The sequence below is a fragment of the Legionella bozemanae genome (assembly GCF_900450575.1).
GTDB lineage: Bacteria > Pseudomonadota > Gammaproteobacteria > Legionellales > Legionellaceae > Legionella > Legionella bozemanae.
In genome coordinates, this window is record NZ_UGGY01000002.1 from 40,405 (window position 1) to 54,049 (window position 13,645).

Consider the following 13,645-nt stretch of genomic DNA (forward strand, 5'->3'; position numbering starts at 1 on the left):
CCGATACCTCATGCGCCATTGCCTTCAAATTGATGAATTTTTTTAACATCGTCATTTCTTTGAGGATTATTTTGAACCATTAACGCGCGGTGATTTACTTTTCCAACGCATCAAAATTGATGGATCGCTCAACAAGTGGTACGCAATTTCTTTACGCTCAATGTATTTGTTTTTCAAACGAGTGATGGGATGATTTCCTACCAAACGACATAACACTCCATGTCGTCAAGAGTCATAATATCGCCTTCTTCAACCGTATTTCTCTTAGTGCGTTGGGAGCCCACCGTATTACCATCACGAACAGAATCAGGACCATAAGACTGACTTTCTTTCATCTCATTAATCACCTGTGAGCCTAAATCCTCTGAAACCCACTTTGCCACTTTCGATTTTGGACTCCTAAAATAAATGGATGTATTGAGTAGATCCGCTATGGCTCCGGCCTCATGAGTTCCATAGATAAAATCTAATTGCGCAATAGATTGAATGCCAATGGCAACACAACCTCCAAATTTACGGATATCAGCCAGAGTGTCTGAAATGGTTTCTAAACGATGCAGGCTTGCTAATTCATCCATGACAAGCCATATACGCCCCTTATTATTAGCCACCAAGGATTGCACCCCTTGCATAGCGAGTCCTAACCACAGAGAAATTAAAGGCTTTATCTCTTATGGTATTTGGAGGTGAGGTAATAAATAACCACCCTTTATTGTATTTTTTAGGATATGGGGAATATGATTTTACCCAGGATATTGAAAGCAGGGTATGGTGTTTGATATGGACAAAATATTGGCACTTAAAGTCGCTTAGCTATCTCATTGCCAGTTTGGGCTGGATATGCGGTGAAACCCTTCCTTGGGGTTTTCGTAGGTGCCAAATAACATATCCACCATACAATATCCCCGTAATTATTTTTATGTCGATTGAATTGGTGGTGAATTCTGTGCATCTCTGGACGCTGAAATACATACCCTATCCACTGTGGTGTTTTAACATTGGTATGGTAGAAAAACTCACCTATCGCGGTACAAGCGGTATAAACATACCCGCCTCAATGGATAGACCAAGAACTGTATATACCAGTAGGCTGCCAATGATAGAGTTCACAATCATTTCGCCAGGATGTTTGTAAAACGATGTGATGACCTCAAGCCTTTGTGGACTATGATGGATCTGATGAAACCCAACCCATAAAAAATCAAATTCATGACGTGCTCTATGCCACCAATAGAACACAAAAGTTGCGATAAAATAGGCAAAAAAACCACCAGCGTAAGGAGGTAAATAATGTGACATATGAAAATAGACCATGCAGAAAACCATAATTCCCATGTATAACCTGCCAATGTAACAACGCCAATTTGCACTAGATTAAGCAATACCACCCTAATAGGCCATGTTTTAACATGAGGTAACTTCCAACCAGGAACTAATCGCTCAATTACAAAGCAGATTAAAAACAGTGCGAATACAATTTTTAGCATAGTAAACTCCGTTAAAACATAATACCCGAATGAAAAATAGTGCAGCACAGACATAATTCAGCCTGCTCATTTTTAAATTTAAAGCTCTCGCTCCATTTCTCGGTTAGGCTGTGGTTTATTAAAAGAACGAGTACGTTCTACAAGTTCCCTGTGTTGCACGCGCTCTTTAATTCCATTAATTAACCCTTGATTGAGCCGTATAAACTCATTGCCATTTTGTATATTCAGTTTGTGATCTTGCTTGATCAACGACTGAATTTTCTTATCTTGATTTATTTTTTTGAGCTCCGGCTCCTTGTTCTCTAAGGCACACTGCTTTTTAAATTCGTCTAAACTCATGAGCCGGTTTAATTGTTTTTTAAGCTCGTCCATTCCTTCCTTAACAAGCACATCGTTTAAATCGGTATTTTCTTTTTTAGGGATCACAATGGACACATGGATACCAGAATCGTGTAATTTCTGAGCAGCTTTTATAATCGTATTGGTTTGTTCATTTTTTGCATATTTATAAGTGTCTTTTCCGTCATTATCCAAGCAAAAAACCACTTGTTTAGGACTATTTTTGGGATCAATATTTGAAAAATTTGCTTTTCCCAATACAGCATACACACGCGCATATTCATCGACCTGAAGTATACTTAATCCTGTCTCAATCCCTTCTGTAAAATAAGCGATGTCGCCTTTACCATGGTGATTTAAATTGACAAAATAATTACTGATTGAGCCAAACGTTTGTTTCACAGATTCACAAGACTTATCCTTATTAGCAGAATGAGGTTCTAATTTAGTGATCTGAACATGGTGTATGTTACCCTGTTCATCTTTACTAAAAGCCAATAGTGCAGGAACATGCTTTTGCCCATCTTGGGTCCTGGTGTATACCGAACGACAAAAGCGAAGATCAGCATGATCATAATGCGCTAACCCACGATGAATGATTAAGTATTTTTCAGCGATGGTGCCTTGAATAGGCTGTGATTGTTGAAATAACTTTTGGGCCAGTTGACGTTTCCCTTCTTTGACTTCCCTCTCTTTTTTCTCATTCAATTTTTGTGGTGCTTTACGCTCGTATTCAGGAATGTAATGGATATATTGCGCTGCATGCTCCAGAGTTTCTTTAAAACCGGATAAACCCTTCTCACGTTCAATAAGATGAAATAAATTTCCCGACTCCCCTGTCTCAAAATGGTGCCAAAGACCTGAATCAAGATAAATTTTCAAGCTTCCTTTGGCTCCATATCGATATTCGGATTGGGTTGATAATCGATGATTCGGCTCTCCTAAAAGGCTTTTAACTAAAGAATCAGATACGTTCAATAATCCATTATACAGTTCTTCCGCATTAATAGACGGCTTTTGAGCAAACTCATATTTTTTTATGAATGGAAAATCTTTTACCTGTTCCTTAGATTCTTCCAGAATGTGTTCCTGAGCTCGATCCAGTAATTTCGTACTAATTCTTTGCTGTTTTTGTTGCTTCAAAAGATAAGCCTCTTCAGTCAATACAGCGGAGGTTTTATCCGCATCGCGTTGTTTCAGGGGATCTTCAAGTCTTTTAATTAAACCCTCAAAATTATCGGTATAAAAAGTTGCTTGATGGCTTGCACGAGTTGCATCAATTTCATGAGATCGGTGGGTGGTTACAACAAGACGGTCCTCCAATTCCAAGGCAATCATGAACTTGGATGTAGCACCCTGACTGGAATAAGCCGTATTCGTATAGGAATAATCCCAATGAAGATCTGATTGTTTTTTTAAATTCAGCGTGACCTGATTTTTACTGTTGCTTAAGCCTATTGTTTCACCAAAAACCTGTGTGACCGTATATTCTTCATTGGCAATAATGCCGCGAGCGTCATCATTTCGTTTTAATCGAATCCGATCCCCTGAGGCTAAAGGCCGTTCGTGCAATTTATAGAAGGAAGGCATTGTTTTGGGTAAAATAGAAGCGCTGATTGTAAACGCATCCTGTGACTCATCAACACAGAACAATTTGTTTGCTTCCCTATCAATGGATTTGACGGTGAAATAGTCGTCCTTTTTAGCCACCGAATAGTTTTTACCAAACCGAATGACATCACCTGGTTCAAAAGAATGTGCCTGTACTTGGTCAGCTTGATCCATGCTGACTGGGAATAAGCGCTTACAAAGTATATCTTGACCGTGTAGTTGATATTGTTGGTGCAACCCTTCACGTATTAACACTTCAATGGGTGTTCTGTCCTCATGAGCATGAGCAACTATTAGCGTATTTTTTTGACACTCATGGGTTCGGCTGAGAAAATCGTCAGCAATGGCACGATAAATGGATGTGTAGTCCTTTTTTCCTTCCTCATCAGTACAATTAATTTCAATCAGTGATGAATGATTCAACCCCTGTACCGGTGTCTTTCGCTGCACGTACTCTTCTGGATTAATGTTTTTTATGAGTTCAAAAGCCTTCCCAATTTCTCTACGTGATGCAAACTCCGCTGCTTTTTTTAATTCAGGATTCGGATTTTGGCGCACAATCTCCGTCATAAATGCTGTTTTTTGCGATTGGCTTTTGATGGTAAGCTCATGAGGAATCCCTGAAGCCAGCGATTGCAACTGAGTAATATCCCCTGTAAACACCATTCGCGATTGGGTGTCAATGCACTTTTGTTGTAAGGCATGGTACTTCTCATTATCAATCATGGAGCTTTCATCCACAATGACTAAGTGATTAGCACCCAACCCACCGTCATTGCGTAAAAAACTATCAATGGTCTGCGCCTGGATGCCATTCGCATTGAGTTCCTCTACGGCTTTATGCGTCGGTGCTAATCCAAGCACTTGAAACTGATTGCTCTCAGCAATGTCCTTCACATGCCGCATCATTGTGGTCTTACCAACACCTGCAAGCCCTTGAATGGATACAAACCGGTCGGATGTGCTCACCACCAACGTGATAGCATCTTTTTGACCTTGCGTTAAGGTTTCAGGTAATGACAAAAGCTTTTGTGCAGAAGACTTAATGGGCTTTACCGTATTTTGCTCTTTGTAATTAGCCTGCTGTATCGCCTCTTCAATGTGTAACGCCTCTTTGGTCGTCCAATAAGTATCCAAATAAACTAAGGAATCTGCTATTCGCCCTTTAAGTAATGGAGCAATGTCTTCAAAATCTGCCGTTCCTAATGCATGCATTAAAGCATGGGTCATTAAATCACTGTGTTTAAAGGCTGCATTGCGTTCCGTGCATTTAGCAAGCGCATACGTGAGCGCTGTGGCCGCAATGCGTTCTTTGTCTTCTGATTTTAGATCCAGGTGATGAATTAACGTGTTAAGTTCTCGTTCCAATGCTTTATTGGCATAGGCCATATCACGGTAGACTAAATCTGGCTTTTTTTGTTGCACATCATAGGCGGTCCATTTCAATTGCACACTCTCTAAAAAGCGCTGTGCTTTTTGCCCATCATCAGTAAACAGAATCACATGCTGCGCGTGTTCACCGATTTCTCCGATAAGGTTACGATTGAGTTGGTAAGGTCGTGCCGCCATAAACACTTGTGTGGTGTCTGGTTTTATCTCATGAGGTTTTTTACAATAATCATAATCAAAATGGTATTCAGACAACGCTTTATTAGTCAAAAATAAGGTGTTGGACTCATGGCGTACATAGATGCCTTCTTCAGTAATTTTTGACACAACAAACGAACTCTTAGGCGCATATTTGACTCGTTGATGATATAAGGACTGTTCATTGATTAACCGTTCACCAACAGCGACTTCTAGTATTTTTTCTCGTGATACATGAAAGTCTTCTTTGGCATCATAAGCAAACAAACTTGTCTTGCCCTGGGCATTTTCTAAATGCAGCCCATTGGCACCGACTTCACATACCTTATAGTGCTTCGGTATTCGTCCTTCGTTATAAAACGTGATTTTATCGCCTACTTTATAAGAATGAGCATATCCTTTTTCCGTTTGAGTCAAGGAAACTGTCGTCAAAACAGCTACCTTTTTCATTTGCCTGGATAATTGCCCCTGCTGCACCAGACCTTCTCGTATCTGGCTCGTCAAAGTCTCCTTTTGTTTGTTATTCAAGGCAACCAGTGCACTTTTTTGCTGTTGTTCTGGCGTTAATTGAAGCCAAGCATAACTCATGGATTCATTTGCTTGTTTCCCAATCGAGAGCTTAAGCGCTCCTTTGATAGGGGCTGTTAACGATTTATACGAATGAATGCCCTGCTCTTTTAATAGCTTAATCGGATTTCCTGCATTAAAACCCAATGTTCCTGCCGAGTTATTCAATAAAATGAGTTTGCTTCTGTGTGCTTGAGTGATGTCGCTTAACGCGGATAAATCATCAAAAGAAAGTTTTTGTGCATCATGAACAATCACTAAATCTTGCTTTTTTTTCGTAAACGGTGATGATTTGATGTGTTTCCCATAATAATATTGAAATCCAGACACCGTATGCACAATATCGTCTTTAAACAAATTTTTAATCCTGGAAATAAATCCTGTATCCAAATGTTTGATGTCTGCTCGAAGTTGCTGCGTTTTTAGGCTACCAGGATGGAGTACATAAGAATTGAGTTGATGTGCTTCTGCAAGATGAACCATGTCTTGAATCAGTTCTTTTTCGCACCGAAAACCCTCTACATCAATGATTTGAATGCGCTCGTTATTTTTAAATACCTGTGAAGAGAGCCCGTGATTTGGTACTGAAATCGAAAAGCTTACTTTTAACTCGTTGGTAGTTTTTGCAATAAAGTCCTTCTCGCGAGCAAGAAGATGCGCCGTTGTATAATATTCCAAGGGTTTTCCCTGGAGTACCCTTGCCTCCAAAAGCGATTCAATTTCCCGTTCAATGTCCTCATGGCCAACAAGACCTGCTGAAAAAGTCATAGCCTGGCGCACCAAAGCCCCATGCTGGATTTGAGTGGAATATTCGGACAAATGAGCCAGCGCATCATTCACTGCTTTATGCGCATCAGGGCTTAAAGGTGAGGTATGCGTGCTTTTAACCGCTCCTCGTCCGCTATTTAATTTGGAATCATGAATTATCGCACCTAAATCAATACCAAGCTCTTTAATTTCCTCTACCCACTGTTGATGCAGTGCTTGACTGTCTATTTCAGTTTTTGGCTTGCGCGTCGATAAATTAGATTTTTCAGCAGCCTTGGCACTGCTTGTGCCGCGTTCCTTCATATCATCAAGAATCTGCACACGCCTTTTAGATGTAGCAGTAATGGCCTCATCACTAATACCTACAACCTCAAAATTACCGTACCTGTCTTTAATGCGAATATCGTAGCCCAGCTCCTTAACTTTTTTCGCTAAAGAGGACATGTATACCAATCCCAAATAATGCTGATTAGAATAAATTAATTCACGAAAACCATGATCCAGATGTTCTTTATCATTTTTTGCTCGTGACGATAAAGAACGCCATAATCCATCCGAACGCTCAGTCATATTGAGTATGGGTACATGTGTGTGCAAATCGGGATCTAATTCACGAGAGGTTGTATGGACAAACATGGCTGCTACTAAATTACGGGTTTTTTCAAAGGTGGTTTCGCCATTAAATGTAATGCGTGCTTCTGCTGCCAGCTGCTCAATCCGACCAAAGGTAATGTTCACGGCTTCTTGATGGGCTTGAAGCAAGCGCGCGTCTTGCCCCACCAGGGCTAAAATGGATACGGACTTAGGCGCTGATAAGGTCACATCGGTGCCAGGACGATGTTGACGTACTCCCTTATCGATAATACCTAGCAGTTGCCCGCTGGGCAATTGTCCATCCAATAATTGCAAAAATTGCGAAGGCTCAATTTCACCGGACAATTGTAACTTTTGCGCACCGCGCCCGATCCATCGGGACAGACTGTTGAGCGAATCTCGATCGCTTAAATAATAATTATCTTGATTGGTGTAATAATGCAGCGCGTCTTTAGCCGCACTTATTTTATTTAAGGTCAACATAATACCTCCCTGGATGACTTAAAAAATTTCTTTTATAACAATGGAGGCCTCACGCAGCTCAATAGCATCGGTGTCGTTTTTGCTGGCTGTAACGTGATCTTTGGGTTCCGCATAAGGTGATTGTGGAGGTACTATATCCTTATCCGATACCTCATGCGCCATTGCTTCAAATTGATGAATTTTTTTAACATCGTCATTTCTTTGAGGATTATTTTGAACCATTAACGCGCGGTGATTTACTTTTTCCAACGCATCAAAATTGATGGATCGCTCAACAAGTGGTACGCAAATTTCTTTACGCTCAATGTATTTGTTTTTCAAACGAGTGATGGGATGATTTCCTACCAAACGGACATAACACTCCATGTCGTCAAGAGTCATAATATCGCCTTCTTCAACCGTATTTCTCTTAGTGCGTTGGGAGCCCACCGTATTACCATCACGAACAGAATCAGGACCATAAGACTGACTTTCTTTCATCTCATTAATCACCTGTGAGCCTAAATCCTCTGAAACCCACTTTGCCACTTTCGATTTTGGACTCCTAAAATAAATGGATGTATTGAGTAGATCCGCTATGGCTCCGGCCTCATGAGTTCCATAGATAAAATCTAATTGCGCAATAGATTGAATGCCAATGGCAACACAACCTCCAAATTTACGGATATCAGCCAGAGTGTCTGAAATGGTTTCTAAACGATGCAGGCTTGCTAATTCATCCATGACAAGCCATATACGCCCCTTATTATTAGCCACCAAGGATTGCACCCCTTGCATAGCGAGTCCTAACCACAGAGAAATTAAAGGCTTTATCTCTTTATGGTATTTGGAGCGTGAGGTAATAAATAACCACCCTTTATTGTATTTTTTAGGATTGGTTGTATTTTCAATCCATTCTTTAATCGAAAAGTCTTCTTTACCCGACTTCTCAAGCCCTTCAAGAAAGCGCAGCGCCTTGGTATAGGTTGCCAACACGGATTTAATGGAAATGGCCGTTTTTTCAATTTCCTTACTCACCAGATTTTCAGATTCCGTACCTTTGAGAATGTTCCTGATTTCCTCCAATGAGGTGGTGAGTAATAACTGCAGAAGAAACACGGGATCTTTTTCTGCATAATCCCTGATTTTCCACGCCATCGAGGTGAAAATGGTTCTTGCTGAGTCAACCCAAAATGGATCGCTGCCTTGAACTGATTTAGGAATTAAATAAGTGGCAAAGGAGCCAAACTCCAACGGATTGGCACATTCTCGCCACATTTTCCAATTGGCACATAATTCTGAAATGGGATTGAGCTCCACATCAATGCGCTCATCAAAGAAATAAGGTTTGATGGTACATTCTTTATCATAAATGATTGCCGGCTCGCCCAGCGCCCTAATTTGCTCCAACAGCATCATCATGGCTTGCGTTTTTCCTGCACCTGTTGTGCCATGAAACAACATCCCTTGTTTTTCAGAATACTTAGGCATAGGTAAGCGATTCAACAGCTTAATTTCTGAAGCACCACGTTGTGATTCGTTGACTGATTTGATGGTTTCTTTAGGCGATAGAGCTAAGCGCGTACCGGAAACAAACTGATCTTTGGTGTATTTTTCACCTAATTTAATAAAGAAACGGGAAAACAACAGCGTAATCAACAAATACACCGCTCCACCAAAAAATAAAGAAACTTGCGCTTTTCTCCAAAGAACATCCAAAGCCTGCTGCACGGATGCTTGAATAAGGGGACTTTTTTGATAAAAAAGCGCTGTAATTTTACTCCCATTGAGGTTAGTCCATAACACATACTCCCCATTATGGAATTTCACGAGAAACCTTGAAATGTGGTGAAGCGCCACCAGTTTTAATTCAGACGAGGCATAAAACACCATAATCAGCGAAAAAAGCACGACAAAACCTAAGACAGCCCAGTGAAAAATACGGTTACTCACCTGAATCATCATTTTGGTTTTATAGTCAAAAATCTGACCGCCACTCATAAATTGCCACATATTTTGCAAGGAATTGTGTTTCATGATTCTAAATCCATCGATTTGACCGCTCTTCTAAGCGCACGTGTTTGCTTATTCATAACGTCCTTCCTTAAACCCGCGATCATTGTCCACATAATCCTGTTTTTGTTTTGCTTGCCGATTTGCTAAATCCGCTTGCGAGGCCTTAATCTCGTGTTGTGTACTGCCCTCTTGGTGTTGATAGGCTTTCGATAAATCTTCTCGATTATCCATACGCAGATCGTGCGCTTGCTGGATGGTGTTATCTTGCACCTGGCTTAAATGTCGCTCTTGCGATTTATTTAAAACGCTTCCAGCACCATCCTGATGGGCTTGGTTGATGAGTGCTTTTTGATGGGCAGTCATCGAAGCACGTTGCGCTTCAAATTGACTTTTCACTTGATCAGGTGATGAGTGGATGATGCGGCTTACTTGCTCTTTGACTGCCGATTGTCCTTGGGAAGAACTCATAAACTGATCGGCCAGTTGTTGTTGTGCGCCTAAGCTCGAAGCATCGGTCCCCATCAGTGCCTTTTCTACCTGGACCCCATGATGCTGCACCGCCCAATCATGAAACGCTTGATCCAATACTCTATCCATCCCGTCGGCGTGCTCTTTCACACGGTTAGCCATGTGTTGATAATGTTCGCCCTTACTGTATTCTGCTGAGGCCATATCAGATAAAGCATGTCCTTGAGATAGGTTGGCTGCGATTTGTTCGGATTTCGACAAATTAAATGAATCATTAACATCTAAGTGATGCGTCTTGGCTGTAGCCTCCATGTGGTTCAATGCACTAGAGAATGATTGACCTTCACTGGAGTTAAAAAAGGCTTGAACCGAGTTAGAAACAGACACACCTGTATTCAAACTCGTGCTCGCTTCCCCAGAAATACCCGTGACTGCATGAGCGAACGATCCAAATACCCCTTTGCGAGTATCAATTCTGGCCGAAACCGCCGCATCCCACGACACCTGTCCTGATTTGTCGTGATGCTGATTGTATTGGTTAACCGCATCTTGCATTTGACGAATATCTTGATTCAACGCATTACTGAGCGTTCTATTAATGCCAGTACCTTCTCGTACCTCACTGGCATCGCTTTCATTAAATTGAGATAGTCCACTCAAGGCTTGTTGATAATGAGAATCCGCACTGGTTCGATGCGATTGTGCATTCTGGAACGAAAGGCTTGCACTGTCTTGCAATGAAGCGCTGATTCTGTCGGATGCGTGTAATCGCGTTGCCATCTGACTCATTGCAGACTGTGCGTTAATCACGCGTGACCCATCCAATCCTTGCGAGAGCAACGCACCATTATCCGCTTGAACAGTAGCTCGTCCTTCCATATGCTGATAATTAGTATCCCATTTATTCGCATGCGTGTTGTTGTAGTTCATGTTCCAACCACTGTAAGACGCCATGGAAATATTTCCTTGCGTGGCCGATTGAGCCTCTCCTGTAGATAACGATTGCGCCATTCCTCCTAGATGTTGAGACGCAGCACTTAATAAATTAGGTAAGCCTTTGGCAATAAAAAGGGCAATCACTGGAACACTAATGGCCAAGCCCCCTGCCGTATACGCAAAGCTACTTTGAATACTGGCGATGGAATCAATTGTTGAAAAAGTAACCCCACCATTTTTAGAACCAAATAAAGTCAGGGTGGTGGAAGACGCTAATGACACAAAAAAATGAATAATGATAAACATCGGAGGCCAAGACCATAAAAACACTTGGGTTTGCATGTAGATCATGTATACCCCATGCAAGCCAGGCACCAGCGCTAACAACATCACTAAAGGGAAAATACACAGAGTCAGCATCCAAAAGACAGTCATATAATAAGGAAGCCGATAGCCTGCAAGCCAAAAACTATTCGCTTCAGCCACGTGCATTTTTTGCAGACTGGAACTGTTGGTGTAATTCATCAGCTCCGCATCCGCGCCAGCAAAAGCAAAGGCATCAAGGGCTGATTCACGGGTGGCATTAATTAAAATATTTTGCGTAAGCACATTGGCCGCATCTTTGGACACGTTCATAAAATAGGAATGAGCTGCTGCTAAACCATCACTAAACTTCTCTTTATCACCCTTGGTCATAATATTCGATAAATGAACAAGTTGTTTTTCTATTCCCTCATTCAGTTCTGGTTTTAAACGTGCTGCAGCCTCAATGCAGCTCAAATTAGTACCATCATGAAATAAGACACGATAAATAGGAGAGGGATGCTCAAAATACAAACGAATTAAATCAGCGCTGTGCTTCATTTCATTGGGTGAAATTTGCTGACTCCCCAAAAGTTTGGCTGAAAAAATGCATTGCCTGATGTAGGTGGATAAATCACGGGAGAGCTCAGGCGACAAAGACAAGTTAGAACTGGTGGAAGCTAAAAAGGTACGTGAGCCAAACAACATGCCGGTTCGGGTATAATCTAAATCTTGCGGCATATGTAATATATTGCTGGAGACTTGAGTAATCCCATACCCAATGCCACTAATAAGTGCCGCAGGCAGCCCAACACCTAAAGGCACATTATCTACGGTTAGCGCAGGTCCCGCTGAATCAGCCGTTTGCATGTCAATGATGGCCACCGGCGTTTTGATGCCTAAAATACAAAACAAAAAGACAAACGTACACAAAACATAACGACTAATGGCTTGAATCCTTTTACCACTGACGTATTGAAACCCGACCACCCCTACAGCAAGAATACTCACAATGTCCTGAGCCGATTTGTAAGTTGAGGTGCCAAGCAACGTCACCATGGCATCCAGTACTGTTTTGAGATACTCGCCATTTTGTGGTGTATATATGGTTAAAAGACTCATTGCGCGTCTCCATAATAGGCTGTTCTTAAGGTAGGTGTTAATGCACTTAAAGCTTGTTTAACGTTGTTGCGGATTAATTCATTCGTCTGTAAAGCCGCATTAAACCGCTCACGGCTCTCCGTGCCAAACCGCGCCACAAACTGTTGTGCCGTCTGCAGATTTTTGTATAAACGCTCTTCATTGTGAGCGCCTAGTTCACGCCCTGAGAGCGAAGCGCGAATAATATCGAGGGCATTGGAAAGGTATTGCGCCAATAAATCGGTTGCCACACTTTGAGCCAGCTCATAACTGCCTTGAATACCCGTGTTTTGTTGCGCATTGGCAGAAATAAGATTAAAAACTGCGGGTTGTGTTAACTCAATCAGCCCTTTTTGCTTATCAGATAACTCTTTGCCCATTTTAATGTTGTCATAAATTCCCTGCAGTAATTCCTGGACTTGAGCCACTAAGGCTTTTTTGGCACTGATTTCTTGCGTGCTTGTGGCATCAATAGATAAACAATGCGATTGTGGACCAGTGTCGGTACAGCGGTAACTGGGTAACTTTCCTCCGTACAACAAGGCTTTAATAAAATCTTGATTGGTTGCAAGCGAAGGGTAAGTCATTAACGCCCCTTTCGCGTTAAAGACAATGGTTCCTGAAATGGACATGTATACTTCCGCTAATTTGGGATCTTGTGCAATAAACTGATTAATTTGTAAGGAGTCCCAAACAATATTGGTGTTAATTAACACACGGTCTTTATATTCAGGATTATTTTTAGCCTCAGCCAATATGGAATCGGCTTCACCACCTGTGGAACATTTCTGACGTGCCATGGCCCAATCCGTAAAGGTTCCTTTGTGGCGACCCAAATCTTCGCAAAGACGCTGTTGTGCCGCCCTATTTCGCGGCCACACAGCAGCACTTAAATTTTCACCCATTTCACAGGAATTAAAATTGGTGCCATTAATTTCATTCGCCAGTTTCTGCATAAACTGCATCGCATGTGCAATTTCAGGCAATTCTGTTTCTAAAGCCAGGTTTAATGCGTAGCCTGCTCCTCCTGATAAAATATTTTGCATGAACTTCACAATCTGATCCGACTTGATGAAGGAAAAACCGCCTGCGAAGAGATCAATGCCACCACAACCAGAGCGCATTCCAGGTACATCCACATGCGCAAGGCGGATGGTACGTACTTGATTACGAGCATATACAGAACCAAGAGCAGCATAACCCGCCGCTTGTGTTTGATAAGCATGCGATCCCGTCACATTGGCATCAAACCCCAAATTATTAAAAAAATGGGATAAATCGGATTCTGCATTTGCAAAGAGCTGACTGGTCCCTAATAACAATAAGGCTGCAACGGTTTTTTTAAACATAGTCATCTCGCAAAGTTG

General features: G+C 41.6%; 5 protein-coding genes and 1 pseudogene. All 6 read right to left on the reverse strand.

The genetic code is table 11. The features are described 5' to 3' along the window. Positions 1-197 precede the first annotated feature (197 nt). Positions 198-632 carry a type IV secretion system DNA-binding domain-containing protein gene (locus DY223_RS19575; RefSeq protein ID WP_259293217.1) on the reverse strand — a complete coding sequence of 145 codons (435 nt, stop codon included), beginning with the start codon at positions 630-632 and terminating at the stop codon, positions 198-200. A 167-nt stretch (positions 633-799) separates the two neighbouring features. Then, positions 800-1,335, reverse strand: a pseudogene (locus DY223_RS19835) (sterol desaturase family protein). A 230-nt stretch (positions 1,336-1,565) separates the two neighbouring features. Next, the gene (traI, locus tag DY223_RS17105) at positions 1,566-7,436 is read right to left on the reverse strand and encodes a conjugative transfer relaxase/helicase TraI (RefSeq protein ID WP_115684372.1); all 5,871 of its coding nucleotides are present in this window, start codon (positions 7,434-7,436) and stop codon (positions 1,566-1,568) included. An 18-nt stretch (positions 7,437-7,454) separates the two neighbouring features. Continuing rightward, entirely contained in the window at positions 7,455-9,452 is a 1,998-nt protein-coding gene (gene traD, locus DY223_RS17110) for a type IV conjugative transfer system coupling protein TraD (RefSeq protein WP_064115151.1), read from the reverse strand. A 48-nt stretch (positions 9,453-9,500) separates the two neighbouring features. Further along, positions 9,501-12,260, reverse strand: coding sequence for a conjugal transfer protein TraG N-terminal domain-containing protein (locus DY223_RS17115; RefSeq protein ID WP_115684373.1), 2,760 nt, complete (start codon positions 12,258-12,260; stop codon positions 9,501-9,503). Next, a complete protein-coding gene (locus DY223_RS17120; RefSeq protein WP_058461051.1) occupies positions 12,257-13,627 on the reverse strand; it encodes a conjugal transfer protein TraH in 1,371 nt (456 codons plus the stop codon). The genes DY223_RS17115 and DY223_RS17120 overlap by 4 nt, the downstream gene beginning before the upstream one ends. Positions 13,628-13,645: the final 18 nt, after the last annotated feature.

Excerpts from the sequence above, each read along its gene's own strand:
- DY223_RS19575 (WP_259293217.1), bottom strand. The coding sequence starts at position 632 with ATGCAAGGGGTGCAATCCTTGGTGGCTAATAATAAGGGGCGTATATGG.
- DY223_RS17115 (WP_115684373.1), bottom strand. The coding sequence starts at position 12,260 with ATGAGTCTTTTAACCATATATACACCACAAAATGGCGAGTATCTCAAA.
- DY223_RS17120 (WP_058461051.1), bottom strand. The coding sequence starts at position 13,627 with ATGTTTAAAAAAACCGTTGCAGCCTTATTGTTATTAGGGACCAGTCAG.
- traD (WP_064115151.1), bottom strand. The coding sequence starts at position 9,452 with ATGAAACACAATTCCTTGCAAAATATGTGGCAATTTATGAGTGGCGGT.
- traI (WP_115684372.1), bottom strand. The coding sequence starts at position 7,436 with ATGTTGACCTTAAATAAAATAAGTGCGGCTAAAGACGCGCTGCATTAT.